This window comes from Pacificimonas sp. ICDLI1SI03 (assembly GCF_054740865.1).
Map to the genome: position 1 here is coordinate 920,973 of NZ_JBSQAU010000002.1, position 24,954 is coordinate 945,926.

General features: G+C 62.4%; 25 protein-coding genes. 8 read left to right on the forward strand and 17 right to left on the reverse strand.

The genetic code is table 11. From position 1 onward, the window contains the following. Nucleotides 1–13: 13 nt before the first annotated feature. Entirely contained in the window at nt 14–733 is a 720-nt protein-coding gene (gene trmB, locus ACSMXM_RS16290) for a tRNA (guanine(46)-N(7))-methyltransferase TrmB (protein WP_460317498.1), read from the reverse strand. A gap of 704 nt (nt 734–1,437) precedes the next feature. On the opposite strand from trmB, the gene ACSMXM_RS16295 reads away from it, so the two are divergent. Then, nucleotides 1,438–2,199, forward strand: coding sequence for a choice-of-anchor P family protein (locus ACSMXM_RS16295; protein ID WP_460317499.1), 762 nt, complete (start codon nt 1,438–1,440; stop codon nt 2,197–2,199). Nucleotides 2,200–2,330: 131 nt separating this feature from the next. On the opposite strand, the gene metK is transcribed toward ACSMXM_RS16295, so the two are convergent. From metK to ACSMXM_RS16330, 7 genes are all read right to left on the reverse strand, one after another. Next, entirely contained in the window at nt 2,331–3,542 is a 1,212-nt protein-coding gene (gene metK / locus ACSMXM_RS16300) for a methionine adenosyltransferase (RefSeq protein ID WP_460317500.1), read from the reverse strand. Nucleotides 3,543–3,638: 96 nt separating this feature from the next. Beyond that, nucleotides 3,639–5,207: an apolipoprotein N-acyltransferase gene (gene lnt, locus ACSMXM_RS16305; RefSeq protein ID WP_460317501.1), complete on the reverse strand. Its 1,569-nt coding sequence runs from the start codon at nt 5,205–5,207 to the stop codon at nt 3,639–3,641. 53 nt (nt 5,208–5,260) lie between these two features. Continuing rightward, nucleotides 5,261–6,136: a succinate--CoA ligase subunit alpha gene (sucD, locus tag ACSMXM_RS16310; protein WP_460317502.1), complete on the reverse strand. Its 876-nt coding sequence runs from the start codon at nt 6,134–6,136 to the stop codon at nt 5,261–5,263. Between the two features lie 5 nt (nt 6,137–6,141). Beyond that, nucleotides 6,142–7,341 carry an ADP-forming succinate--CoA ligase subunit beta gene (gene sucC / locus ACSMXM_RS16315; protein ID WP_460317503.1) on the reverse strand — a complete coding sequence of 400 codons (1,200 nt, stop codon included), beginning with the start codon at nt 7,339–7,341 and terminating at the stop codon, nt 6,142–6,144. Nucleotides 7,342–7,395: 54 nt separating this feature from the next. After that, the gene (locus ACSMXM_RS16320) at nt 7,396–7,686 is read right to left on the reverse strand and encodes a GIY-YIG nuclease family protein (protein ID WP_460317504.1); all 291 of its coding nucleotides are present in this window, start codon (nt 7,684–7,686) and stop codon (nt 7,396–7,398) included. Nucleotides 7,687–7,762: 76 nt separating this feature from the next. Next, on the reverse strand, nt 7,763–8,725 hold the full coding sequence (gene mdh / locus ACSMXM_RS16325; protein ID WP_460317505.1) for a malate dehydrogenase: 963 nt from the start codon (nt 8,723–8,725) through the stop codon (nt 7,763–7,765). Nucleotides 8,726–8,899: 174 nt separating this feature from the next. Next, nucleotides 8,900–10,711 carry a calcium-binding protein gene (locus ACSMXM_RS16330; protein WP_460317506.1) on the reverse strand — a complete coding sequence of 604 codons (1,812 nt, stop codon included), beginning with the start codon at nt 10,709–10,711 and terminating at the stop codon, nt 8,900–8,902. Nucleotides 10,712–10,928: 217 nt separating this feature from the next. Here ACSMXM_RS16330 and ACSMXM_RS16335 point away from each other — a divergent pair, with 217 nt between their 5' ends. After that, a complete protein-coding gene (locus ACSMXM_RS16335) occupies nt 10,929–12,251 on the forward strand; it encodes a GntP family permease (RefSeq protein WP_460317507.1) in 1,323 nt (440 codons plus the stop codon). A 46-nt stretch (nt 12,252–12,297) separates the two neighbouring features. Here ACSMXM_RS16335 and ACSMXM_RS16340 read toward each other — a convergent pair whose 3' ends face one another. The 3 genes from ACSMXM_RS16340 to ubiA all read right to left on the reverse strand — a co-directional run bounded on the left by ACSMXM_RS16340 (nt 12,298) and on the right by ubiA (nt 15,474). Then, the gene (locus tag ACSMXM_RS16340) at nt 12,298–13,122 is read right to left on the reverse strand and encodes an inositol monophosphatase family protein (RefSeq protein ID WP_460317508.1); all 825 of its coding nucleotides are present in this window, start codon (nt 13,120–13,122) and stop codon (nt 12,298–12,300) included. Between the two features lie 69 nt (nt 13,123–13,191). Then, nucleotides 13,192–14,535: a TldD/PmbA family protein gene (locus tag ACSMXM_RS16345; RefSeq protein ID WP_460317509.1), complete on the reverse strand. Its 1,344-nt coding sequence runs from the start codon at nt 14,533–14,535 to the stop codon at nt 13,192–13,194. Nucleotides 14,536–14,559: 24 nt separating this feature from the next. Beyond that, complete coding sequence (gene ubiA, locus ACSMXM_RS16350; protein WP_460317510.1) at nt 14,560–15,474, reverse strand: 4-hydroxybenzoate octaprenyltransferase; 915 nt, start codon at nt 15,472–15,474, stop codon at nt 14,560–14,562. Nucleotides 15,475–15,539: 65 nt separating this feature from the next. Here ubiA and ACSMXM_RS16355 point away from each other — a divergent pair, with 65 nt between their 5' ends. Continuing rightward, entirely contained in the window at nt 15,540–16,277 is a 738-nt protein-coding gene (locus tag ACSMXM_RS16355) for a 16S rRNA (uracil(1498)-N(3))-methyltransferase (RefSeq protein ID WP_460317511.1), read from the forward strand. A gap of 44 nt (nt 16,278–16,321) precedes the next feature. Then, complete coding sequence (locus tag ACSMXM_RS16360) at nt 16,322–17,692, forward strand: glutamate--cysteine ligase (protein WP_460317512.1); 1,371 nt, start codon at nt 16,322–16,324, stop codon at nt 17,690–17,692. A 101-nt stretch (nt 17,693–17,793) separates the two neighbouring features. Here ACSMXM_RS16360 and ACSMXM_RS16365 read toward each other — a convergent pair whose 3' ends face one another. Together ACSMXM_RS16365 and ACSMXM_RS16370 are read right to left on the reverse strand one after the other, a co-directional pair. After that, on the reverse strand, nt 17,794–18,162 hold the full coding sequence (locus ACSMXM_RS16365) for a PRC-barrel domain-containing protein (RefSeq protein WP_460317513.1): 369 nt from the start codon (nt 18,160–18,162) through the stop codon (nt 17,794–17,796). Between the two features lie 131 nt (nt 18,163–18,293). Beyond that, a complete protein-coding gene (locus ACSMXM_RS16370) occupies nt 18,294–18,857 on the reverse strand; it encodes a helix-turn-helix domain-containing protein (RefSeq protein WP_460317514.1) in 564 nt (187 codons plus the stop codon). 91 nt (nt 18,858–18,948) lie between these two features. Here ACSMXM_RS16370 and ACSMXM_RS16375 point away from each other — a divergent pair, with 91 nt between their 5' ends. Beyond that, complete coding sequence (locus ACSMXM_RS16375) at nt 18,949–19,665, forward strand: DUF6456 domain-containing protein (RefSeq protein WP_460317515.1); 717 nt, start codon at nt 18,949–18,951, stop codon at nt 19,663–19,665. Here ACSMXM_RS16375 and ACSMXM_RS16380 read toward each other — a convergent pair. Together ACSMXM_RS16380 and ACSMXM_RS16385 are read right to left on the reverse strand one after the other, a co-directional pair. After that, nucleotides 19,629–20,165 carry a GDYXXLXY domain-containing protein gene (locus ACSMXM_RS16380; RefSeq protein WP_460317516.1) on the reverse strand — a complete coding sequence of 179 codons (537 nt, stop codon included), beginning with the start codon at nt 20,163–20,165 and terminating at the stop codon, nt 19,629–19,631. The genes ACSMXM_RS16375 and ACSMXM_RS16380 overlap by 37 nt on opposite strands. Further along, nucleotides 20,162–21,334, reverse strand: coding sequence for a DUF2157 domain-containing protein (locus ACSMXM_RS16385; RefSeq protein ID WP_460317517.1), 1,173 nt, complete (start codon nt 21,332–21,334; stop codon nt 20,162–20,164). Before ACSMXM_RS16385 ends, ACSMXM_RS16380 begins: the two co-directional genes overlap by 4 nt. Nucleotides 21,335–21,404: 70 nt before the next feature. Between ACSMXM_RS16385 and ACSMXM_RS16390 the strand changes: the two genes are divergently transcribed. Then, nucleotides 21,405–22,892, forward strand: a complete 1,488-nt coding sequence (locus tag ACSMXM_RS16390; protein WP_460317518.1) for a replicative DNA helicase — start codon at nt 21,405–21,407, stop codon at nt 22,890–22,892. A gap of 35 nt (nt 22,893–22,927) precedes the next feature. Here the strand turns inward: ACSMXM_RS16390 and lipB are convergent, their stop codons facing one another. Continuing rightward, the gene (lipB, locus tag ACSMXM_RS16395) at nt 22,928–23,542 is read right to left on the reverse strand and encodes a lipoyl(octanoyl) transferase LipB (RefSeq protein WP_460317519.1); all 615 of its coding nucleotides are present in this window, start codon (nt 23,540–23,542) and stop codon (nt 22,928–22,930) included. Nucleotides 23,543–23,608: 66 nt separating this feature from the next. Here lipB and ACSMXM_RS16400 point away from each other — a divergent pair, with 66 nt between their 5' ends. After that, nucleotides 23,609–23,896, forward strand: coding sequence for a FliM/FliN family flagellar motor switch protein (locus ACSMXM_RS16400; RefSeq protein ID WP_460317520.1), 288 nt, complete (start codon nt 23,609–23,611; stop codon nt 23,894–23,896). A gap of 20 nt (nt 23,897–23,916) precedes the next feature. On the opposite strand, the gene ACSMXM_RS16405 is transcribed toward ACSMXM_RS16400, so the two are convergent. Further along, nucleotides 23,917–24,480 (reverse strand): FMN-dependent NADH-azoreductase, encoded by a 564-nt coding sequence (locus tag ACSMXM_RS16405; RefSeq protein ID WP_460317521.1) that lies wholly within the window; start codon nt 24,478–24,480, stop codon nt 23,917–23,919. Nucleotides 24,481–24,615: 135 nt separating this feature from the next. Between ACSMXM_RS16405 and ACSMXM_RS16410 the strand changes: the two genes are divergently transcribed. Beyond that, nucleotides 24,616–24,951, forward strand: coding sequence for a winged helix-turn-helix transcriptional regulator (locus ACSMXM_RS16410; protein ID WP_460317522.1), 336 nt, complete (start codon nt 24,616–24,618; stop codon nt 24,949–24,951). The last annotated feature ends 3 nt before the right edge of the window (nt 24,952–24,954 follow it).

The window sequence follows — 24,954 nt, forward strand, 5'->3', positions numbered from 1 at the left end:
GTTCGCCGCGCGTTCACTTACGTTTATACTGAAAAAACCACAGTTCCCGGCCTTCGCGCAGGGCCTTTTCGGCGTAGCGGGTGAGGGGCCAGCCGGAAGGTGGGTTGCGAAAATCGCTGGCGGATTTTGCCATCCATTCGAAATCGCCGCCGGGGGCGATGCGCGGGGCCATCTGCATCATGGCCCAACGGCAATAGACCGGATGATCGGTGGCCATGCGAAAGACGCCGCCCGGACGCAGCTTTGCGGCGATCAGGTCTAGCGGGCCGGGGTTCATCATGCGGCGTTTTGAATGTCGCGCCTTTGGCCAGGGGTCCGGGTGCAGAAGGTACACCATGGCGAGTGTGCCATCCGGAACGCGCGCAAGCGCCTCCAGCGCGTCGCCCAGATAAAGACGGATATTGCCGAGCCGCTGATCGCGCACATGCTGTAGCGCGCCGACCATGCCGTTCACGAACGGTTCGGCGCCGATAAAGCCGTGATCGGGCAGCAGGTCGGCGCGATAGGCAAGGTGCTCGCCGGCGCCGAACCCAATCTCGAAATGCAGGGGCCGCTCGCGTCCGGGCGGATCGTCGAACAGCGTCCGCGACGTAATCGGCCCCTCCGCCGGTACGGCGAGCGCCGGATAGACATGATCGAGCAACGCCTGCTGCGATGGACGCAGGCGATGCCCCTTGGACCGGCCGTAAAGCCGGTTGAGGGTGGTCGGATCCCCCTGTTTGTGCGCTGTCATGAAGACGGCGGCTTACCGAGCCTGCGCTGTCGCGCAACCAGCTTTGCATTGCGTCTGGCGGCAGCGGATCAAGAGCGGCGGAACATGCAGGGAGGGCAAGCTACCCCGGAAGGATAGCCAAGAGTTACCCGGCAATATGCGCGACAATAATATAGGCAAGAGGGGCAGGTTCGCAGGAATATCCATATCGACAGTGGTAATAACCATTTTAGACAAGACAAACATTAACCATTTAAGACCAGATTAACGAAGTACTAGATAACGGGAAAGCGCGGATAAGCCTATTTTGGTTATAATGACTGCTGCCATCTTTGCCAGGAATAGTATCCCAATATCGCAAGTGCGTCGAAAATTCTTACACCCAAAGATTTGCATACGCGGTGCCGGACTGGAAGTACCCAGGGAGTTCGTAACTATATGAAATTATGACTCTTACTCCAAGGCGCCTGAGGGGGTTCGCTGTTGCCTGTGACGAAATGTCCAAGCCTTATGCGCAACCAAGTGTCGGCGTGTTTTACAAATTCATGAAATAACCAAGTTGCCGAAGCCAAAACCTCTAGGCGGATAGTTTTTGGCACACTCTATGCAAGTGGACGATCGCCACACGGGTATAGGGAGAGAGTAAAGTGACCAAGAGACTATCGACCATATTGATCGCCGTTAGTGCCATATGGGTGCCATCTACATCGGCAATGGCGGCACCCATGTCCACTAGTGCAGGATCCGATGTCGACATTAACTTAGCCGTGGGTCAGACGATATTTGCCGATATAGGCCCATTTGTGTCTGCATCGGGTACAGCGCCACCGTCTTATGATGAGAGCCAGACGCTGGTAAATGTCGACGCCGATGCCGAGGTCAGCGGAATTGGTTTGCTGACAACGGAGCTGGACGTGTCGGCTGGCGCCACGTCGGCAGCTGCCGAGGGCGTCGCCGCCGGAAGCGGCACCATGGCCACCGGCTCCTCGCAGATCGCCGGGCTGAATTTCAGCTTTAGCCAATCCCTGCTGGGCGCGGTCGGGACGACATTATTGTCGTTCGACGCGGATGCGATCACGTCGACATCGACGGCCTCCGTAGGCGGTGTGTCCGGGTCCAGCTTCATCGAAAATGCGTCGTTGGGAGGCACGCTGCTCGATACATTGTCCATCGACCTGGGCCTCTTCACGGCGGCCGGGCCGAACACCGTCCTGCTGGACCTGCTGGGTATTTCGATCATTCTGAACGAGCAGATCGAAACTGGTGACGGCGTTAATACGCTGGGTATCGAAACCAATGCCGTCCACGTGTCGCTCAGCGATTTCCTGCTCGGCACACAATTGCTGACTGGCGATATCTATATCGGCCGTTCCAGTGCGTTCGTGGAATTGGGCGAGGAGGTTGCCGAGGTGCCGGCCCCGGCGGCCATCGGCCTGCTTGGTCTTGGCCTGGCAGGGCTGGCATTCGCCCGCCGCCGCCGCGCCTGACCGCCATAAAGGTGAGCGCACGCCTGCGTTTTGTGTGGTGCGGCGTACGCAAGCAGAAGCCCCGGAATCCGCTGGGATTCCGGGGCTTAGTCTCTATCGGGGATTTTGCCTTCTTACGAGAACGGCGTCGCCTAGAATTCCTTCTTCAGCGTGTCGACCAGATCGGTGCGTTCCCACGGGAACAGGTCGCCCTCCGCATCCCGGCCGAAATGGCCATAGGCGGCAGTGGGGCGATAGATCGGCTTGTTGAGGCCAAGATGGGTGCGGATGCCCTTGGGCGTCAGTCTGACGATCTCCGGCAGCAGCAGCTCCAGCTTCATCGGATCGACCTCTCCCGTGTCGTGCAGGTCGACATAGAGCGAGAGCGGCTCCGCAACGCCAATGGCGTAGGAAAGCTGGATCGTGCAGCGGCTGGCAATACCCGCGGCGACGATATTCTTGGCAAGGTAGCGCGTAACATATGCGGCAGAGCGGTCGACCTTCGTCGGGTCCTTGCCGGAAAAGGCGCCGCCGCCATGCGGCGCCGCACCGCCATAGGTATCGACGATGATCTTGCGCCCGGTCAGGCCGGCATCGCCGTCGGGGCCGCCGATTTCGAACTTGCCGGTCGGGTTGATGTGCATGATCGTCGCGTCGGAGATGAAGTCCTCCGGCAGCACTTTCTTGAAAACGGAGCGGACATAGTCGGCAAGCTCCGTCCCCTTGGCGCCTTCGTGATAGCCCGGCGCATGCTGCGTCGAGACGACAAGCGCCGTGGCGGCGACTGGCTTTCTATCGACGTAGCGCAGCGTTACCTGGCTTTTTGAATCGGGTTCCAGAAACGGGGCACGGCCGGAATGGCGATCATCCGCCATCGTCTTCAGTATGCGGTGGGACCAGTCGAGGGTGGCCGGCATCAGCGCGTCGGTTTCATCGCAGGCATAGCCAAACATGATGCCCTGATCGCCCGCACCCTCGTCCTTGTTGGAACCGTCAGAGCCGGCGTCCACGCCCTGCGCGATGTCGCTGGACTGGCCATGCAGATGATTGGTGAAAGCGGCCGTCTCCCAATGGAAGCCCTCCTGCTCATAGCCGATCTTCTTTACGGCCTCGCGCGCGGCGGCTTCGATCTCGGCATTGGCTTCGTCGGTGATGTGGTCGTTGTCGTCGACCATGCCCGGACAGCGGATCTCGCCACCCAGCGTGATCTGGTTGGTGGTCACCAGCGTTTCGCAGGCCACCCGTGCCTCGGGCGCCTTGCTGATCATCAAATCGACGATGGCGTCGGAAATCTGGTCCGACACCTTGTCGGGATGTCCCTCGGAAACGCTCTCGCTGGTGAACAGATAGTCGTTGCGGGCCATGACAGGGGCTCTTTCGGTCGGGAAATAGGAATTGGGACAGGGTCTAACTGTCGCAAGGGGCGGGTGCAAGAGAGGATATAAAGATATCCTTATATGCTATGCCGCTTGTCGCTCCAGCTGGCGAGGCGCCTTACGGGCGCGCGACGAAAGCCAGAAGGCTGCCGCGATGAGGAAGAAGGCGATGCCCATGGGGAGCGGCGTGCCGACGCGGGAGAAAATGGTCGGCGCGCGGGGCTCCGGCAGCATGGCGATGACCCGGCCCTTCACATGGCGGCCAAGCGCCGCCGTCACGCGGCCCCAGGGATCGATCACCGCGCTGATCCCCGTCGGGGTGGAGCGGGCCATGGGCAGGCCCTGCTCAATACTCCGCATGCGTGCCTGGGCCAAATGCATCTCCGCGCCCTCGTTGGTGAACCAGGCATCGTTGGAGAGATTGAGAAGCCAGCGCGGCCGGGGGTGAGAAGATGCTGCTTCAGGGTAGACAACCTCATAACAGATGAGCGCGCCCACATTCGGAAAGCCGGGCAGGGTAAGGGTGCGGGGGCCGGTGCCGGGGATGAAATCTATCGCGCCCGGCGCCAGACGCGCGAGGCCGATCGCCTCCAGCAGCGGACGGGCCGGCAGATACTCGCCATAGGGAACCAAAACAGTCTTGTCATAGCGATCGCGAATGCCCCCCTCCGGCCCCAGAACGAACATGCTGTTATGGGCGGCGGTGGTGTAGCCCTCCTCGTTCCTCAGCGCCTTCAGCCCGCCCAGAATGAACATATCGTTCGGGCCGACGAGATGCCGGGCGAGACGTACGCGCATACCCGGCAGCTCGTCGAGGACGTCCGGGATCGCCGCCTCTGGCCAGATGAGGAGGCGCGGGCTGTTCGACGGGGGCGGGGACAATGCAGAGTAGCGGCGGATGGCCCCCTCTATGGCGCCAGGGCCGTACTTCTCGTCCTGACCTATATTGGCCTGCACGATGTCGAGGCGGACATCGGTCAGGCGTGTCGGCTGTATGAAAGGAAGCGGCGCGACCATGCCCACCAGGATGGGGCAAATCAGCAGAATCGCCATGCGTGTCCGCCGAAGGGCGAGAAGGGCGAGACCGTAGCAGGTCAGTGCAATGAGGCCAGAGAGGCCGAGTGTGCCGATGGCGGCCGAAAGCTGCGATAGCTCGCCCAAGGGAAGGGATACAACGCCGAGCGGGTTCCAGCCAAAGCCGGAGAGAAGATAGCCGCGCAGCCATTCCGTCAGCATCCAGGCGCCGGCAAAGGCGAGCACGCGGGGAGCGGGCCCCGTCTTGAAGCGATAGGCGATGGCGGCGCTGACGCCCGGATAGCAGGCCATGATGGCGCTGAGCAGAAGGACGGCGAACCATCCGAGCGCGGCGGGCATCTTTGCCTGGAAGTTGAAGGCCTCCGCGATCCAGAACTGCCCGACAAGGAAATTGCCGAGGCCCCACCACCAGCCAAGCGCAAAGGCATGTTTTCGGGTCGCGCCGCGTTCTACCGCCCGTTCGAGAAGGTAGAGCATCGCCGCCAGCGAAATCAGCATGGCGGGCGCTATGTTCCACGGGGCGAAGGCGAAACCGCCCAGCACACCCAGAACGAACACGATGAGGAAGCCGATCGCGGGGCGCGGCGAGAGAAGCGAAGGAGAGGGGGGCGGTGACATCGTCCCGACCCTTACGTCATTCCCGCGCAGGCGGGAATGACGTGGATGGCCAATCAGCCCTCTAAAACCTTCTTCAGAGTGGTGCCGAGTTCCGAAGGGGAATCGACGACGGTGATGCCGGCATCCTGCATCGCCGCGATCTTTGATTCTGCGCCGCCCTTGCCGCCGGACACGATGGCGCCGGCATGGCCCATGGTACGACCTTTGGGAGCGGTGCGGCCGGCGATGAAGCCCACCATCGGCTTTTTCACCGGGTGGGATTTTAGGAATTCGGCGGCCTCTTCCTCGGCGCTGCCGCCGATTTCACCGATCATGATGATGGATTCGGTTTCGTCGTCGGCCAGGAACATTTCCAGGACGTCGATGAAGTTCGTGCCGTTGACGGGGTCGCCGCCAATGCCGACCGCCGTTGTCTGCCCGAGGCCAACCGCCGTCGTCTGCGCCACCGCCTCATAGGTCAGCGTACCGGAACGCGACAGGACGCCAACGGACCCATCCATGAAGATGTTGCCGGGCATGATGCCGATCTTGCATTCGCCGGGGGTCAGAACGCCGGGACAGTTCGGGCCGATCAGGCGCGACTTCGAACCGCACAGGGCGCGCTTTACCTTGACCATGTCGAGAACGGGGATGCCCTCGGTGATGGCGATGATCAGTGGCACTTCCGCCTCGATCGCCTCCATGATGGAATCGGCGGCGAAGGGGGGTGGCACATAGACGACGCTGGCGTCGGCCTTCGTTTCCTTCATGGCCTCTTGCATGGTCGAAAAAACCGGCAGGCCAAGATGTTCCTGCCCGCCCTTGCCGGGGACGACGCCGCCGACCATTTTCGTGCCATAGGCGATTGCTGCTTCGGTGTGGAAGGTGGCGGTATTGCCGGTCAGGCCCTGACAGAGAACCTTCGTGTCTTTGTTGATGAGAATGGACATGGGGTTCAGCCTGCCTTCTTGACTTCAGCTACGATTTTCTTTGCCGCGTCGCCGAGATTGTCGGCGCTGACGATGGGGAGACCGCTGTCGGCGAGGATCTGCTTGCCCTTGTCGACATTCGTGCCTTCAAGCCGCACGACCAGCGGGACGGAGAGGTTCACCTCCTTCGCTGCTGCGACGATGCCGTCGGCGATGATGTCGCAGCGCATGATGCCGCCGAAGATGTTGACCAGAATGCCCTGCACGGCGGGGTCCGAAAGGATGATCTTGAACGCCGCAGTCACCTTTTCCGTGGTGGCACCGCCGCCCACATCTAGGAAGTTGGCGGGTTCCGCGCCATTCAGCTTGATGATGTCCATCGTCGCCATGGCGAGGCCTGCGCCGTTCACCATGCAGCCGATATTGCCGTCCAGCTTGACATACGCGAGGTCGTACTTGCCGGCTTCCAGCTCGGCTTCGTCCTCTTCGGTCTCGTCCTGCAGTTCGGCGATGTCGGGATGGCGATAGAGGGAGTTGCCGTCAAATCCCATTTTTGCATCAAGAACGAGAAGGTCGCCCGAGCCGGTTTCGACCAGCGGATTGACCTCCAGCATCGCGGAATCGGTGGCAAGAAACGCATCATACAGCGTCTTGCCGAGCTTTGCGGCCTTTTTCGCCGTTTCGCCGCTCAGCTTCAGCGCACCGGCAATCGCGCGGCCGTGGTGCGGCTGATAGCCGGTGGCGGGGTCGACGGTGATTGTGATGATCTTTTCGGGCGTCTTTTCGGCGACGTCCTCAATGTCCATACCGCCCTCGGTCGAAACGACGAAAGCGGGCTTTCCTGACGCGCGATCGACCAGTAGCGACAGGTAATATTCCTTCGCAATGTCGGCGCCGTCTTCGATGTAGAGGCGGTTGACCTGCTTGCCCTGCGGACCGGTCTGGTGCGTGACGAGGACACGGCCGAGCATTTCCTCGGCATTGGTCTTGACGTCTTCCACGGATTTCACGACGCGGACGCCTCCTGCCGCATCGGCGCCAAGCCCTTCGAATTTGCCCTTGCCGCGTCCGCCAGCGTGGATCTGCGATTTCACCACATAGACGGGACCGGGAAGTTTCTTTGCCGCCTCGACAGCTTCCTCGGCTGTAAAGGCAGGGAAACCCTGTGAAATGGGCGCGCCATGTTTGGCGAGCAATTGCTTCGCCTGATATTCGTGAATGTTCATTTGCTTTCCGTCTCCAACCCTTCCGTCATCCCCGCGGAGGCGGGGATCCATCTCCTAAAATCCGTAAAGTGCGAGATCGTCCCAATTCGGATTGTTTTCCTGAACCAAGCGCGCCTTCCACGCCCGGTTCCATTTCTTCATGCGCTTTTCCATCGCAATTGCGTCTTCGATCCGGTCAAAATGCTCTGACCAGACAAGGCGGCTGCACTGGTATCGACTGGTAAACCCCGGCGCCGACTTCGCCTTGTGCTCCGAAATTCGCCGAGCCAGATCGTTCGTGACGCCGATATAAAGTGCTCCTTGTTTGCGATTTGTGACGATGTAGACCCAGCCGTCTTTTGCCATTTCCTCGCATTGCGCTTTCGAAACGTTCGGGAGATGGATCCCCGCCTGCGCGGGGATGACGGCCAGAGGGCGTGTCTCAGGCCAGCGACCCGTCCAGGCCCTTACAGGCTTCCATCAGTTCCTTCACCGCGTCGACGGACACCTGGAAGCCCTTTTTCGCTTCGTCGCCAAGGTCGATTTCGACGATCTTCTCGACACCTTCTTCGCCGATGATGACAGGCACGCCGACATACATGCCGTCGCAGCCATATTCACCGTCAAGCCAGGCAGCGCAGGGCATCAGGCGGCGTTTGTCCTTCAGATAGGAATCGGCCATTGCGATGGCCGAGCTGGCCGGCGCGTAATAGGCGCTGCCATTGCCAAGCAGGCCGACGATCTCTCCGCCGCCCTTGCGCGTGCGGTCGACGATGGCGTCCATCTTTTCCTGCGTCGACCAGCCCATTTTGATGAGGTCGGGAACGGGAATGCCGGCAACCGTCGAATATTCGAGGACCGGGACCATCGTGTCGCCATGGCCGCCGAGAACGAAGGCAGTCACGTCTTCGACGGAAACGTCGAATTCTTCTGCCAGGAACAGGCGGAAGCGCGCACTGTCGAGGACACCGGCCATGCCGACGACCTTGTTGGTCGGAAGGCCGGAGAATTTCTGCAGCGCCCAGACCATCGCGTCGAGCGGGTTGGTGATGCAGATGACAAATGCGTCTGGGGCGTGCTGCTTGATGCCCTCGCCGACGGCCTTCATGACCTTCAGGTTGATTTCCAGCAGGTCATCGCGGCTCATGCCGGGCTTGCGGGGGACACCGGCGGTGACGATGCAAACATCGGCCCCGGCAATATCGGCATAATCGCTGGTGCCCTTCAGCACGGCGTCGAAGCCCTCCACAGTACCTGACTGGGCGAGATCGAGCGCCTTCCCCTTCGGCATGCCCTCGGCAATGTCGAACAGCACGGCATCGCCCAGTTCCTTCAGACCCACGAGGTGGGCGAGCGTTCCGCCGATCATGCCGGAACCGATAAGGGCGATCTTGTTACGTGCCATGGAGGGATGTCCTTAGATTACGAGTCGGGAAGAGTTTCCCGCGGTCGTTATCGTGGACCCCGAGTCCCCGCAACCTGTCTGACGCAAGGTGTGGAAAAGAGGAGGGCGGAAAGCAGCAGGGGCGTGGACGGCGGTATCCGCCATCCACGCCCCTGCCATGCATTTCATCAGGGACTAGGCGACCGGGTCGGGCGGCAGCAGCGCGTCCACCTGGAACACGACGTCCTGGAAATCATCGTCGCTGTTGGTCGTGCGGACGAGATCCTCGAAACCCATGGCGAGCGCGCCAGAGCCATCCTCCGCAGCGCCGCTGACAACGTGTTCGGCATTGTCGACGTTCAGGTTGGCGTCGTGACTGACGAAGATCGTGAGGTCGGAGGCCGCGCCATCCACCTCAAGAACGGCGCCGCCGCTGCTGACGTCGATGTCGAGAACCGCGCCTGCGGTCAGGGAATCGGCGCCGTCCTGAACGATAAAGAAGCCGAGCGTGCTGCCATCGTCAAGATCCTCGACGTCGAATGTGCCGCCGTCCTTTACATTAAGCGACAGCAGGCGAACGTCAGCAATGGTCCCGTCGCCGCGAATCTCATAGACACCCAGACTGTTGTTGAAATCTGCAGCGATATCGGCCTCTCGCAATGTTACGGTGAAGTCCGTGGCCGTATCGCTGGACAGATAATCCTCGACTGCAATGCCATTTACGGCAGCCCCCGTAAGAGCGACGCCTTCATTCAGGTCGGCAAGATCGGCGATGATGCGGGACGATGTATTGCCTGCGGTCTGTCCGGTAGAAATGAAGCCGGAAGAACTGAGGTCGGACCCAATAGTGAAATTTACAGCACCATTGTTGGTGACGATCTGCGCACTCTGCGCCGCATCGGTCTCGACGATTTTCAGAACGCCGGCGATCTCGAGCCGGTCCTCGCCGCTAAGGTCGGTTACGGTGTCGCCGTCGAAATCGGCCACAGAACCACTGAAGATGTCTGCACCTGCGCCGCCTGTCAGCGTGTCCGCTCCAAGGCCGCCCTCCAGCGTATCTGCGAACGCCCCGCCGAGAAGAGTGTCATTGCCAGCCTCACCGTAGAGGATGCCCGCGCTGTCCGCTCCGCTGGTCAGCGTATCGTTGCCCGCTCCGCCAAAGACATTGCCGTGGGTCGTGCCCGCGACCGCCGTGAAGCTGTCGTCACCGCCGCCAAGATTGATGTCAGCTACAACCGTATCGGCAGTCAGGTTAAGCGCGTTTGCACCCTCGCTGCCGGTTACGGCAATGCCCGCGAAGGCCATCGAGGTGAGAATGGCGCTGACATTGTCATTGATTTCAAGTGTGGACACATTCTCAAAGGTGCTGACAGTACCGTCCAGCGTGGTGGTGACGGGCCCGTCAGAAGCCATCAGGGACAGCGTTTCGAACTGGCCAACGCGGAAATATTCAAACCTGCCATCCAGATCGTCGATGGTGAAAACATCCTCGCCCGTTCCACCGAACAGACCAACGCGCGTCGTCGCCAGCGATGCCGCTGCATCACGGAAATCGAACGTAAAGGTGCTATAGTCCACCGTCATCTCGTCCGCGCCATCTGCGAGGCCGACGGCGGTAAACGGCTGAGACACGGAGCCGTCCGCATTCAGCGGTACGATCAGTGTTCCAGCCTGCAGAAAGGCGTCATTTCCGGCGCTGAGGTTTACGCGCCCTACCATCTCACCATAGTTGCGCACCGTGACACCGCGTGCGGCGCTCGTCGCATCGATAACGGGCTCGCTGGTGATGGACTGGAAAAGGCCTCCAATCTGATTTTCGATTGTGGTGTTTTCGCCGCGTGCCTGCACTCCCTCGTCCTGCTCGGCCTGCACGACGCCGCCGGCCTCGTTGATGAAGATAACATTGTCGGCGTCGATCCCGACGGCGCTGGCACCTGCGGTGTCGCTGGCCCATGTCGAGGTATTGGTGTAGGTTTCACCGTCGGTGTTCAGGGTAAGGGTTGCCATAAATTACGCCACTCTATTGAAAGGGTTATAGTTAAGGCACACGCATGCGCAGCCCGGTGGGGCGGTACGGTATTCAGCCGGGGGACTGCATTTTCAGTCATGAATTTCCGCCCCGTTTTAAATTACGCACCACTGTTCTAAGAGCCCATCCAACGTACATAGGGGAGGGCGGTTCCTGAGACCCTGAATGTTATCAGGGACCCGACATGAACGCATGATGAGTTGGATCGGTCTGGTCGGCGGATTGGCATTGCTGATCTGGATGACGGTGCGGGGGGTCAACATCCTGATCGCGGGACCAGTGGCGGCCCTTGTCGTGGCGGTCACGGCGGGTCTGCCGCTATTGCCGCCCTTTGTCGACGCCGGGGCGGATGCCGCCGGTGCGGTGGATTTCGCGACCAGCTATATGGCCGGGTTCACGGCATTTTTTGCCGACTGGTTCTTTATGTTCCTGCTGGGCGCGATCTTTGGCGAGGTCATGGCCGCATCGGGTGCGGCGGCGTCGGTCGCGCGCTGGATCACGCAAAGGCTGGGCAGCCGCTATGCCCTGCTGGCCACCGTGCTTGCCTGCGCGGTGCTGACCTATGGCGGGGTGTCCGTGTTTATCGTCGCGTTCAGCGTGTACGGCCTGGCAGTCGCCCTGTTCCGGGAAGCAAATCTGCCGCGTCGCTTCATCCCCGGGGCACTGGCGTTCGGATCGGTGACGTTTACGATGACGAGCGCGGGATCGCCGGAAATTCAGAACCTGATCCCCATGCCGTTTCTGGGCACCACCGCCTATGCCGGGTGGGAGGTCAGCCTGGTCGTCGCGATCATGATGGCGATCATGGGCTATGCGTGGATTTCGCGCATGGTGCGCCGCGCAGTTGCCGCCGGGGAGGGATTCACTAGCCGGGCGGGCGATGATGAGCCCGCCGGGTTCGGTGGCCTGCCAGCACCTTTGCTGGCGCTGTTGCCGCTCGCCGCAGTGCTGGGCGTGTTTCTGGTGTCGCAAGATCTGGGCAAATGGGCGCTGATCGCGGCGCTGGGCAGCGGCCTGATTGCGGCCGTCGCCGTCGGCTGGCCCAAGATCGCCGCCATGCCGGACGCCTTTTCCCGGGGTGCGACGGGTGCCGTCGTCGCGATTACCAATACCTGCGCCGTTGTCGGCTTTGGTTCGGTGGCGCAGCTGACACCGGCATTCCAGGAAGCCTTGAACGCCGTGCAAAGCCTGCCCGGCAGCCCGTTGATCGGTGCCGCCATCGCGGTGACGGTCATTGCCGGCCTGACGGGAAGCGCCTCTGGCGGGCAGACGATCGCCCTGCCGCTGATCGCGCCGCATTATCTGGCGGAAGGGGCCAATCCGGAGGAGCTGCATAGGGTGGTCGCCATCGCATCGGGCGCGCTCGATAGCCTGCCGCATAATGGCTATGTCGTAACGACGATCCGCGCGGTATGCGGAGAAACGCACAAGGATGCTTATGCCGCCGTCGGTGCGACGACGGTGGTGGTCCCGGTCATCGGACTGGGCGTGGCGCTGCTGCTGTTTTCGATTTTCTAGGGCGTTACGCGCATGTCCCGGCGGGAGGACTAGTTTCTCCCGCGTTTCACCCGCCGCGTCGCCGCTCCCGGTATGCCCGGCGGCGTTCCAGCATCCCCTTGGCTTCAAGACGCATTTGCTCGTGAAGCTGCGGTGTTGCCGCGACGATCAGATTGCGTTCGCGGGCGATCGGTTTGTTGAAATGCGGCTTCAGCCCCTCCGTATCAGAGGTAACGCCGCCCGCCTCTGTCACGATCAGCACGGCCGCCGCGATATCCAGTTCGCGACTTTCGCGGCCGTCGAACATGGCGTCCGCCGTCCCATCGGCGATCATCGCCATCCTCAGCGCGATGGAATTGGGCTTGGAGACAGACACACATCGCGGCCCCTGCCAATGTTTGGAGCGGAGCATATCCGCGTCCACTGGCAGGCGGGCACCCGCAAGATCGCGTTGATTCGAAACGTGGATCGGCTCCCCGTTGCGAAAGGCGCCGCCGCCGCGGCCGGCGGTAAAGAGCAGATCGGTTGGCGGCTGATAAATCGCTGCCGCGATCGGCTCCCCCGCTTCCACGACGGCGATGGATACGCACCAGCCGGGGCGACCGCGGGTGAAATCGCGGGTGCCGTCTATCGGATCGACCAGAAAGGCGCGGTCGCAGTCCAGGCGCGCGCGGTCATCCTCCCGCTCCTCCGACAACCAGCCATAGGCGGGTCGTTCCGCCCGCAAATGGTCGGAAAGCAGGCGATCCAGCTCCATATCGGCATCCGTCACCGGATTGCCGGGGGACTTTTCCCATTTGCGGTATCCCGACGCGGCGAGTTCCAGGCCACGTTGCCCTGCACGCCGGGCGGCAGCGGCAATAAGGTCAAGATCTTGGGCGGCGGTGGTCATTGACAGGGGTTGCGCTGATCGCTTGTGGCACTTGCCCGCGTGAAGGGGGGAAGGCTGGAGACCGGCCGACTATTCACCCGCCACCGTCATACCCTCTATAAGGACGGTGGGGGCGTTGGTGGCGTGACGAAATTCCAGATCGTCCGCCGGGATCATGCGGGCGAACATGTCCTTCAGATTGCCGGCGATGGTAATGCCGTTGACGGCGCGCGTGATTTCGCCCTTCTCGATCAGGAAACCGCCTGCGCCGCGCGAATAATCGCCGGTCACGAGGCTGACGCCCTGCCCGATCAGTTCGGTAATCAGAACGCCCCTGTCGATACCGGCAATCATGTCGGAAAGGCGTGTCGATCCCGCCTGCAGGTGGACGTTCGACATGCCGATGCCCGGGGGGCCGCCGGTACCGCGCGCAGCATGGCCGGTGGGGGCAAGGCCCAGTTGCCGTGCCGCCGCCGCATTCATCAGCCAGCCGGTCAGGCGCCCATCGGCGACGATATCGCGCGCGCGTGTGGCGACACCCTCCCCATCGAAGGCGCGGCTGCGCTGGCCGCGTGGGCGGTGCGGATCCTCCACAATGCGGATGTCGGGGGCAAACGGCTGCGCCTGGGGATCATCGAGGAAACTGGTGCCGCGCGCGATGGCGGCGCCGTTGATGGCACCGGCAAGATGACCGATCAGGCCGGGCGAGACGCGTTTGTCGAAGAGGACAGGTAGCGCGCCGCTTTTCGGCTTCACGGGGTCCAGCCGGGCGACAGTACGTTCACCGGCGCGGGTTCCGATGATTTCCGCGCCCTCGACATCTTCCAGATGGCGGGCACTCGACTGGGCATAGTCGCGCTGCATGCGTTCACCCACACCGGCAATGACGCTGGCATAAATGCTGTGCGATGTGCCGGTGCGGGCGGCAGCAAATCCGTGGCTGGTGGCTAGCGCGAAGGTCGAACGGCTGGCGCTGGCCCCGCCGCCACCGGAATTGGTGATTCCCCCTACCGCGCGGGCCGCGTCCTCACAGGATAGTGCGCGCGCCTCTAGCCTGGCCAGGTCGATCTCGCCGCCATCGTCCGTATCGAAATCCTGCGGCGGATCGCGCAGCAGAAGATCCCGGTCGACGAGGCCGGCATATTCATCGGCGGTCGTGGCGCGCGCCATCGCGACGGCGCGCGCGGCAGCCTCCTCGATAGCGGCCGGGGCGAAATCCGACAAAGCAACGCTTGCCGATTGACGTCCCACAAAGGCGCGCAGGCCAATTTCCGCATCTTCCGAGCGGCTGATGTCCTCCACCTGTCCCAGGCGGACGGAGACGGAGGCGCTGTCGCCGCCGACATAGGCGGCGTCCGCATCGGTCGCGCCTGCGCGCTTCAATGCGGTAAGGACGGTTTCGAGATGGGTGAGGGCTTCGGCTTCTGAAATCACCGGCAGCACATAGGGAAGGGGGCGCTATTTCGCCAGCATGAAAGCCGCGACAATCCCCAGCGTCACCAGCAGGCCGGTCCAGGTGCTGGCGCGGAAAAGGGCAAGAGCCGGGGCGGAAGCAAGAACGGAAAGCTGCCGCACATGCATGAGCGATATGATGCCGCCAAGCGTCGGGCCGATCAACGCCGCCACTATATTGCCGGTCGCGATCCACAACGCCGCGAATAGAAAGATTTCCATGGCGCCATAAAAGGCGCCGACACCCATCTGCGTATTTGCGCCAAGACGGCGGGCGCTGGATTTGATGCCGACGAACGCATCATCCTCCATATCCTGAAGAGCGTAGATGGTGTCGTAACCGAGGGTCCAGAAAATGCCCGCCAGATAGAGAAGGCCCGCCGCCCAGCCCAGCGTGCCGGTCGCGGCGGCATAACCCACGAGGGCGCCCCAATTGAAGGTGAGGCCCAACCAGGCCTGCGGCCACCAGGTGATGCGCTTCATAAAGGGATAGGCGGCGACAAGACCCAGACTGCCAAGGGCGACGAGGGCGGCGAAGAGGTTAAGCTGAACAAGAACCAGAAGGCCGATCAGGCACAGCAGGACAAGGAAAGTCCATGCGCCGCGCACCGAAATCGCCCCGCTGGCCAGCGGTCGGTCGCGCGTCCGCTCTACGCGGGCGTCGAGATCGCGGTCGACGATATCATTATAGACACAGCCTGCGGAACGCATGACGAGGGCGCCGACGAAGAACAGCGGCACGAGATAGATGTCGCGCACCGGCTCCCCCGCCAGGAACACCCCCCAGACGCAGGGCCAGAACAAGAGCCAGGTACCGATGGGCCGGTCGAGCCGTGCAAGCCGCGCCCAGGGCTGTAGCCTGGTCGGCAGAATATCGACGACGGAGCGGCGGACGGCGTCGGGGGTGGCGGGCGATGACATAATATCCGCGTCCTAGCCGGGTGCGCGGCTGACACAAAGCGTCCCGGTCATTATGCAGTGAATGCATGTCGTCTCGTCACGTGCCTCGCCTGTTTATCACCGCGCCCTTGTCGGCGGATGTTGCGGTGGCCGTCGATGCGGATCAGGCCCGTTATCTGGGCAGTGTCATGCGGCTGGGCGTCGGCGATCGCGTCCTGTTGTTCGACGATGCCACGGGCGAATGGGACGCGCGAATAGAGGTACTATCGAAAAAAAGCGCGGTTCTGATTCCGGAAAACCAGCTGCGCCCGCGGGAGGCTGTGCCGGACATCTGGTTATGTGCGGCACCGATCAAGCGCGCCCGCTATGAATGGATCGCCGAGAAGGCATGCGAACTGGGCGCTGCGCGCCTGCTGCCCCTGTTGACCGAGCGCACCGGCGGCGTGGAAGCACAGCAGGCGAAGCCCGAACGCCTGCGCGCGCATATGATCGAAGCGGCGGAACAATGTGGCCGTACCGCGCTGCCCGAACTGGCGAACGCCGTGAAGCTGGCGTCCCTGCTGGACGAGTGGCCTGCGGATCGGGCGCTGATTTTTTGCGATGAAGACGGTGGAGACGATGCATTGGCGGTTCTGGGGGATTGTCCGGCCCCGGCCGCCATCTTGATCGGTCCCGAAGGCGGCTTTTCAGATGCGGAGCGGCAGAGGCTGGCTGCTATTCCAGTGGCGCGCCGCATTAGTCTCGGGCAGCGTATCCTGCGCGCCGACACGGCGGCGGTGGCGGCCCTGTCCCTGTGGCAGGCCGCCATTGGCGGCTCTGTGTAAATTCGAGGATGACTCAGGGCTTTCGTCGCGGGTAAGCGGCGGCCATGAGCACGCGCGAAGACAAGGGCGAGATCGCCGCCCCCATTGAGACCCGGGCCGACCTGCTCCGCGTCTTTGAAACCGGCTGCAAGCCGAAAGACCGCTGGCGGATCGGCACGGAACACGAAAAGTTTGTCTATCGCCTGTCGGATCATCGCGCGCCCTCCTATGACGAGAAGGGCGGCATCCGTGACGTCCTGAAAGAGCTGGAACGCTTTGGCTGGCAGCCCATTCGCGAGAATGGGAAGGTCATCGCGCTGAAGGGTGCCGACGGCAATGTCAGCCTGGAGCCGGCGGGGCAGTTGGAATTGTCCGGCGCGGCGCTGGAAAGCCTGCACGATACCTGTTCCGAGACCGGACGCCATTTGGAGCAGGCAAAGGCCGTCGGCGATGAACTGGGACTAGGCTTTCTGGGGCTGGGCATGTGGCCGGACAAGGCGCGCGCCGACCTGCCCGTTATGCCCAAGGGCCGCTATGAAATCATGCTGAACTACATGCCGAAGGTCGGCTCCCTTGGCCTCGACATGATGTTGCGGACCTGCACCATTCAGACCAACCTCGATTATGCGTCGGAAGCGGACATGGTGAAGAAATTCCGCGTGTCGCTGGCCCTGCAGCCGCTGGCCACGGCGCTGTTCGCCAATTCACCCTTCACTGAGGGAAAGCCGAACGGCTATCTGAGCTATCGCAGCCATATCTGGACCGATACTGACCCCGATCGCACGGGCATGCTGCCCTTTGTCTTTGATGAAGGGTTCGGGTTCGAACGCTGGGCGGACTATATGCTGGACGTTCCGATGTACTTCGCCGTTCGCGACGGCAGATATGTCGATCTGGCGGGGCAGTCGTTTCAGCGCTTTATCGACGGCAAGCTGGATGCCTTGCCGGGTGAGCGGGCGACCGCCGACGATTGGGTCGACCATCTGTCGACTGCTTTTCCAGAGGTGCGGTTGAAAAGCTTTATGGAAATGCGCGGGGCCGATGGCGGACCGTGGAACCGCATCTGCGCCCTGCCAGCCCTGTGGGTCGGCCTGCTGTATGACGACACGGCGCTGGATGCGGCGTGGGACATGGTGAAGGACTGGACGCTGCAGGACATGGCGGCGCTGCGCGATAATGTCCCCAAAGAGGGGCTGAAGACCATCGCGCCGGGCGGTACGTTGCTGGAAATCGGGCGCGAGGCGCTGAAAATCGCCGAAGCTGGCCTGACGGCGCGGGGTCGGTTGAATGCAGCAGGCGATAATGAGGCAGGGTTCCTGTCGCCCCTGTTCGAGATCGTCGAAAGCGGCAAGACGCCGGCGGAGCGATTGCTGGAGGCCTATCATGGCCGCTGGAATGGCGATGTTTCGAAGGTTTACGAAGAAGAGAGCTTCTAAGGGCTATCACCGAATAGCCCTAGCGAGGAGAAAGGCGGCGACTGCCGAGGCAGCCGCAGCCCTTCCCGGAAAAAGGAGTCCGGCCGGTGACCGGTTAGATGCTATGCAAAATAAGGCGTGGAGCCGTAATAGCCGTACATCCGCGTTTCATAATCGCGATCAAACGCTTGATTTGAATTGTCCTCGCGGAAGGTCGGGCCACCACGAAGCTGTTCTTCGGTCACGTCAAGATTATAGCCATTCAGATCGGTGTCATAGGTGAACTTGTCCCACGGCAAGGCGTGATATTCGCCGCCCATGCCCAGGAAAGAGCCAATGTCGGCAACCACATGAGCCACCTGGCCGGAGCGTTTGTTGATCATCACGGTTTTAACGTGGCCCATCTTGTCGCCGTCCGCACCGTATATGGCGGTACCGTCCACCTTTTCAGCTGAGATCAGGTCATGGGATTCATCGGTTTCGATACGCATATGAGAGGTACTCCTTAAAGTTTTGCCCACTGTCCCCCACGAACGGACGAACCTGCTTTTCGTTGCAAAGACAAAAACTTAACATATGTGTAGATCGTTCGTGAAACGAATGATCAGGGTCCGGTGGTTCCTTAGAGAACGCGGATCAGGGTGCGGGCGACCGCGATCCAGGGAACGTCGACCAGAACCATCTGCCGTGCGCCATGCTGGGGCGGTAACAGGCTGAGGCGGGCACCGAACATGTCGACCAGCCGTCCAAATGCGAAACGACCCGCTGGGCGTGGGGCGAGAATGTCCCGGTTCGTCGCCTCCCGGAACCGCTCCGGCGGCAGACGTTCCAGCCATATCTGATCGCGCGGGCGGTAATCGCCAAATGGAAACTCGATCTCCAGGCCGACCAGATCGCCGCTTAGCTGCGGCGGGGCAAAGTTTCGACGCGCCGCCAGGGGCTGGGCACCCTCGGCCGTCAGGCGGGCAGCGATCGGAATATCGGGCCGGTCCTGCAGCTTGACGAGATCCCCCGGCAGAGTGTCGAGCGCGGCGGCGATCCGGTTCAGCCAATCGACGCTGACGGTGCGTGCGCCGGTTTCCAGCCGGCCGATCGTCTGGGGTGTCGTCGGCGGCTGACAGGCCGCCGCCACATCGGCGAGCGTCATGCCCTTGCCCTTCCGGATCTCCCTAATTCTGGTTATCATGATATCGCATCCCTCGCCTATTTGGTTCTTTCCTACACCTGATGGCTCGTGGCAAACTGTTTCTTCGTGTGAGAAAGCAAGGAGCGTGGCGATGCAGGTACGAATTACGGGCGGTGAGGCGAAATTGCTGAGGCAGATGGCCCTTGGCGTCCCGATGCAGGTGGATGCCCGGGGTGGATGGCGTGTGGGATCGAAGCGTTGCGGCGGCGACGTGCTGGAACGGCTGCAGCGGCACGATCTGATCGAAGCATCTGGGGCGGCATTCCGCATAAGTGGCCCGGGCATGGCGCATGTCCAGCGGCGCGAGGCTCCAGAATATCCGAACCGCCTGATCGCCAATGCTGCCGATGTAAAGCGGACGCGCGCCGCAGCAGTTGCGGGCGCGCGCGTGGTCAACCGCGCGGAGGAGCCGCTTGCCTGGCTGCATACTCGGGGCAAAATCACGGATCGCCAATTCGAAGCCGGCGCCCGCCTGCGGGCCGACTTCATGGCGGCGGGACAGTCGCCGCGCATTACGATGGCGTGGGATGCGGGGCCGCTCGAAAAAAGTCGGCGCGGCGCACCCGATGGCCTGTCGCCGACTGAGCGGCAGGTTGCGGCGAAAAGGCGGCTGGAGGGCGCCTTGTCCGCCGCGGGAATGGGCCTGTCGGATATATTGAATCGTATCGTCTGCGCCGGTGAAGGGCTGGAGACGGCGGAGCGGGCCATGGGTTGGCCGGCCCGCGCGGGAAAAGTCGTTCTCTGCCTGGGGCTGGATCGTGTGGCCGACTATTACCGGCTGGGCGGTGCCGAGGGGATCAGCGATTGATTCACCAGGCGGCCGCTGGACGTCAGCAATACGTTCATGGCCATGGGCGTTTCCGCCATTTGCTGTTCCATGGCGGGTGCATCGGATTCGGAAAGATAGAAAATGCCGGAAACGTCGAGGCGGGCGGGCTGGCCCGCCTCATCCGCAGTGCCGCTTGTCGCGGGCACCGCATAGAGCGTCAGGCCGCTTGCTTGCCAGTCGATTTCTTTCGGACATGGTGCCGACGGCAGGTCGCGAATTTCGACGCGGCTGCCGTCGGGGGCCTCGCCCGCAAGGCAGATTCGGCAGGCCCCATCCCGGCACCATAGGGGGTGGCCCGATGCCTGCCAGTCGTAACGATAGCGGATGTAATGGCCGCGTAGCACGTCACGCGGATCGAAGCCGGTGACGGGCATGATGTATTGTTCTGCACGCGACATCTCGCTTTCCCTGATGACCACACTGGCGGCGAGTCCGGCGAGCGGCAGCAGCAGCGCGGCGATCAGCAGGCTGCGTTTCATGGCGCGTTCCTGCGGAAGGTTTGGAATATCCGCCGCCAGCCGAGCGCCAGCCCGATCAGCAGCACGCCCGCGAAGATCAGGCCGGCGCCCGTCATGGCAAGCGACCCGAAAAGTTCGAAATAGACGATGAACAGCCTGATCGCGAGCGCGCCGATGGCAATGCCGAACAGGCTGCGCCAGCCGAGGCGCGCAGCGGCCCAAGCGATCCAGCCCCACATGCCGGCGAAAACGAGCGCGCCGAAGAAGCGCGGCAGCGGGCCGTCGCCATGGGGCAGGGCGGTAGCGAGGAACAGCGCGACGAACGGCACGGCAACCATCGGCAGGTGCAGCGGCTGTGGCAGAGGGCCGCGTCGCCGCTGCGCCCAAAGCGCGGCCATTGCGACCACCGCAACCAAGGCCATTCTGACGCGCATGTCGCTGGCGGCGGCACCTGTCACGGGATCGGCCCATGCCATGTGGGCAAGGCTGACGCTGATCAGAAGGACGATCAGCGCAACCTCCACAAGGCCATGGATAAAGCGGCGGCGTTCGCGAATAAGGGCTGGGATTGCCAGAAGCAGCCAGGGGACGCACATCGCCAGCCCCTCCACCAATTGCGCGGAAAGCGTTTCGCCGACCTGCGCGCTGGCCCAACTGATCGTGGCCCAGAGCGTCATGCCGGCAAGGGCATAGGCGGTCAGGCGCGTGCGCCCGGCAAGCAGCAGGACCGGCGCCGCAAGGGCCAGCCAGGTCATCAGCAATTTCCAGATGTCGCCGCTGAGCTGGTAAATCTGGCTGTGGAGGGCGAGGCCTGCCAGCACCAGCGCCGCAAGCAGGAACAGCGCCCCCTCAGTAAACCAGCGCGCGTCGCGGCGAACGCCGAACCAGACGGCGAGCGCGGCGGCGGCGCTGAGCGTGAAATGCACGACGAGTTTCAGAACGTCGGGAATGTCCGTCCAATTCGCCGCGACAATGCTGATCAGACCAAGAGCGAGCGCAAGACACCCAAGGCCGATGACAGCCCAGAGCGCGAACGGGCGGGCACTCGCATCCTCATGCGCGGCGATGCGCGCGGCGGTCTCTGCATCGATGATACCGGCCTGCTGCCAGGCGGCGAGCTTGTCCGCGAGTGCCATTATGTCCGGGGTTTGGCGCGATTTGCCATTCGTGTCGAGAGCGGGCCATCCCACGGTTTTCCACAGGCTAGTCCCCCGACTTACCAATAGCGCGCCTGCGCGACGGCTGTGCTAGAAAGTGCGCATGGCCACGAACCCAAATGTCGCTTCGATCGTCCCCGGCGTCGGACAAGGACAGGAACTCCCGCAGAATCTGGATGCCGAATCGGCGCTGCTGGGCGCGCTGATGCTGGACAATAATCTGGCGGGCGACATCCAGATGAAGCTGAAGCCGGATCATTTTTTCGAGCCGCTGCACGCCCGACTGTACGAGAAGATCCTGCACCTGATCGACAAGGGGATGCTCGCCAATCCGGTCACGCTGCGGCCACTGTTTTCGGACGATCCGGCGCTGAAGGATCTGGGCGGCCCCGCCTATCTGGCGCAGATGACGGAGGGCACCGCCGGCCTGATCGCCGCGCGGGATTTTGCCAATCAGATCTATGATCTGGCGCTGCTTCGTGCGCTGGTTACCGTTGGCCGCGACCTCGTCACCAGTGCGACGGACACCAGTGAGGATGTCGATCCGCAGGCCAAGATCGGCGAAGCGGAAATGGCGCTGTACAAGGTGGCGGAGCAGGGCGAGACGGGCGGTACTGCGCGCAGCTTTACCCAGGCGGCGACCGAAGCGGTGAACATGGTCGCTGCGGCGCTGAAGACCGGCGGGAATTTATCGGGCCTGACCACCGGCCTGAAGGGGATTGATGCGAAGACCGGCGGCATGCACCGGTCCGATCTGGTCATCCTGGCGGGACGACCCGCCATGGGCAAAACCGCACTGGCCACCAATATGGCGTTTTCCTGTGCAAAACGGTTCATGGACGATGCCAAGAACCGCTCGGATGGCGAGACGGCGGGCGCGGGCGTGGGGTTCTTCAGCCTGGAAATGTCCGCCGACCAGTTGGCGACGCGTATCCTGGCGGAACAGGCGCGCATCAATTCCGAAGATCTGCGCATGGGGCGCATCAACCAGTCGCAGTTCCGTGATCTGTCGCGCGCAGCGGCGGAGTTGACCGAGCTGCCGCTGCATATCGACGACACGCCGGGCCTGACCATCGCCGCGCTGCGCAGCCGCGCACGCCGCATGAAGCGGCAGAAGGGCGTCGGCATGTTCGTCATCGACTATCTGCAGCTGTTGCAAGGGACGAGCCGAAAATCGGCGGAAAACCGTGTGCAGGAGATTTCGGAGATCACGCGCGGCCTGAAGACGCTGGCAAAGGAACTGAACGTGCCGGTGCTGGCGCTGTCGCAGCTGTCGCGGCAGGTGGAGCAGCGAGAGGATAAGCGTCCACAGCTGTCCGATCTGCGCGAATCGGGCACCATCGAGCAGGATTCCGACATCGTCATGTTCGTTTATCGCGAGGAATATTACCACGCGCAGAAGAAGCCCGAAGACGGTAGCGAAAAATTCGTCCAGTGGCAGGAAAAGGGGGCGGAGCTGCGCGGTCTGGCCGAGGTCATCATCGCGAAGCAACGCCATGGTGCCACGGGGATCGTGCCCTTGACCTTTGAAGCGCAATATACCCGCTTTGGCGACCGACACGACGATTATGTCGCCGCTGGCGGGCATTAAGGTAAGATTTTGCCTCCGCCGGGGATCACCGGCTGTCAGTCATCAAAGGGGCAGGTGTCTCGCAGGGCCGCGTCGAAATCGGTCATCGTCGCGTCGGTGCCGAGCGCCGCGAGGCTGGTGACAGGATAATCCGGCAAGCCGCAGGGGACGATGCCGCCATAGTGGGAAAGGTCGGGCGCGACGTTCACGGCCATACCGTGCAGGGTGACCCACTTTCGGACGCGCACACCGATGGCGGCTACCTTTGCCTCCCCCGCCGGGGTGTCGACCCAGACGCCAACCCGCTCTGGTATGGCGCGGCCGACAATATCGAACCGGGAAAGTGCCGCGATGATCCAGTTTTCCAGATCGGTGACATAGGCGCGCACGTCGCGGTTGCGCCTGGTCAGGTCGATGGCGGGGTAGACGGTGCGCTGGCCCGGCCCGTGATAGGTATATTGGCCGCCGCGCCCGGTCTGGAATACGGGAAAGCGGCCAGGATCGGTCAGATCCTCTGCCCGTGCGCTGGTGCCTGCGGTGTAAAGCGGAGGATGTTCCACGAGGAGGACGCGCTCTGCCAGCGTTCCTTCGTGAATGGCGGCGGCGCGTACCTCCATGTCCAGAAGCGCGTCGTCATAGGGCGTCAGACCCGGCCAGACCTGCCATTCCATGTTTACGCGCTCCTAACGAAAGGCCGGGCAGAAAGCGTCATCTGGTTCCCATGGAGGCCACGGCGCGTGAGTAAGGAAATCGAGGTCGACATATCGGTGGTCATCGGTGCCACGCCCATGCCCATCGGGCAACTGTTGAAGGTTGAAGCTGGCGCCATATTCGACCTGACCGACGGTCTGGCGGAGAAGCCCGTCGCCATTTATGCCGACGATGAACTGATCGCCCACGGGCAGGTTGTGCGCCGGGGTGACACTGTCGGGGTGGAAGTCACCGAGCGTGTGAAGCGACCGCGACCGGTTCCCGTTGATCTGCGCGCCAGTCCGCCGGCATGGATGAAGCTCACTTCAAACTAGCCGGCGGCGGTGCATGGTCCTTACGCGGGAAGCGCGATGACCTGCTGCCCTGCGCTTTCAAGCGCCTTTTCCCGGTGGTCCGGCCCCAGCAGCATGCCCTCTGCGATGACGAATTCCGGCTCTATGCCGATGAAGTTGAAAACGACCTTCAAATAGGTTTCCAGATGCTCATTGGGGGCGGACGGCGTGTCCGCACCATAATAGCCACCCCGGGCCAGGGCGAGAATGACGCGCTTGTCGCCAACGAGGCCGACCGGCCCATCCTCCGTATATTTGAAGGTGCGGCCGGCGATCAGAACGCGGTCCAGCCATGACTTCAGCTGGCTGGAAATGGTGAAATTATACATAGGCGCGCCGATCACGACCGTATCGGCGGCCAGAAATTCGTCGAGAACCTCCGTGCTTTCCCCCTCTGTGGGCAAATCCCCGAGAGTAAGGTGATCGAGCGGCTGTGCGGCCAGGTCGCGATAGGTCGTGGTAAGATCCGCATTTTCCGCGCGCAGCCGCGCCACGATATCCGCCGAAAGCTGGCGGCTGATGGAATTTTCGCCGGTAATGCTGCTGTCGAGGTGCAGGAGTTTCATTCTGTTACTCACTTCCGTTTGGTGCCTGGGTCGAAGGTGGGATAAGATCGGAACGGCCGCAAGACGGCACCTTTTCGTAACCGGGGGCACATGGATGTGACCGCAGCTTTGCCAGATCACACTAGTGAAGCGTGCATGCGCGTCAGCGAGGTGCTGGCGCGGATCGGCGACAAATGGAGCGTTCAGGTTGTCCGGACATTGGGTCAGGGACCGCACCGGTTCAGCGAACTGAAACGCGGCATAGAGGGCATATCGCAGCGTATGCTGACGCGCACACTGCGCGGGCTGGAGCGGGATGGGCTGGTTACGCGTACGGTCACACCCAGCATTCCGCCACGGGTGGATTACGAGCTGACGGAATTGGGGCACTCGTTGCTGCAGCCGGTAAATGTGCTGGGCGACTGGGCAATCGCAAACCGGACGAGGATGGACGAGGCCCGCCACGCGTTCGATGCCCGTGAGGCGGACTAGCGA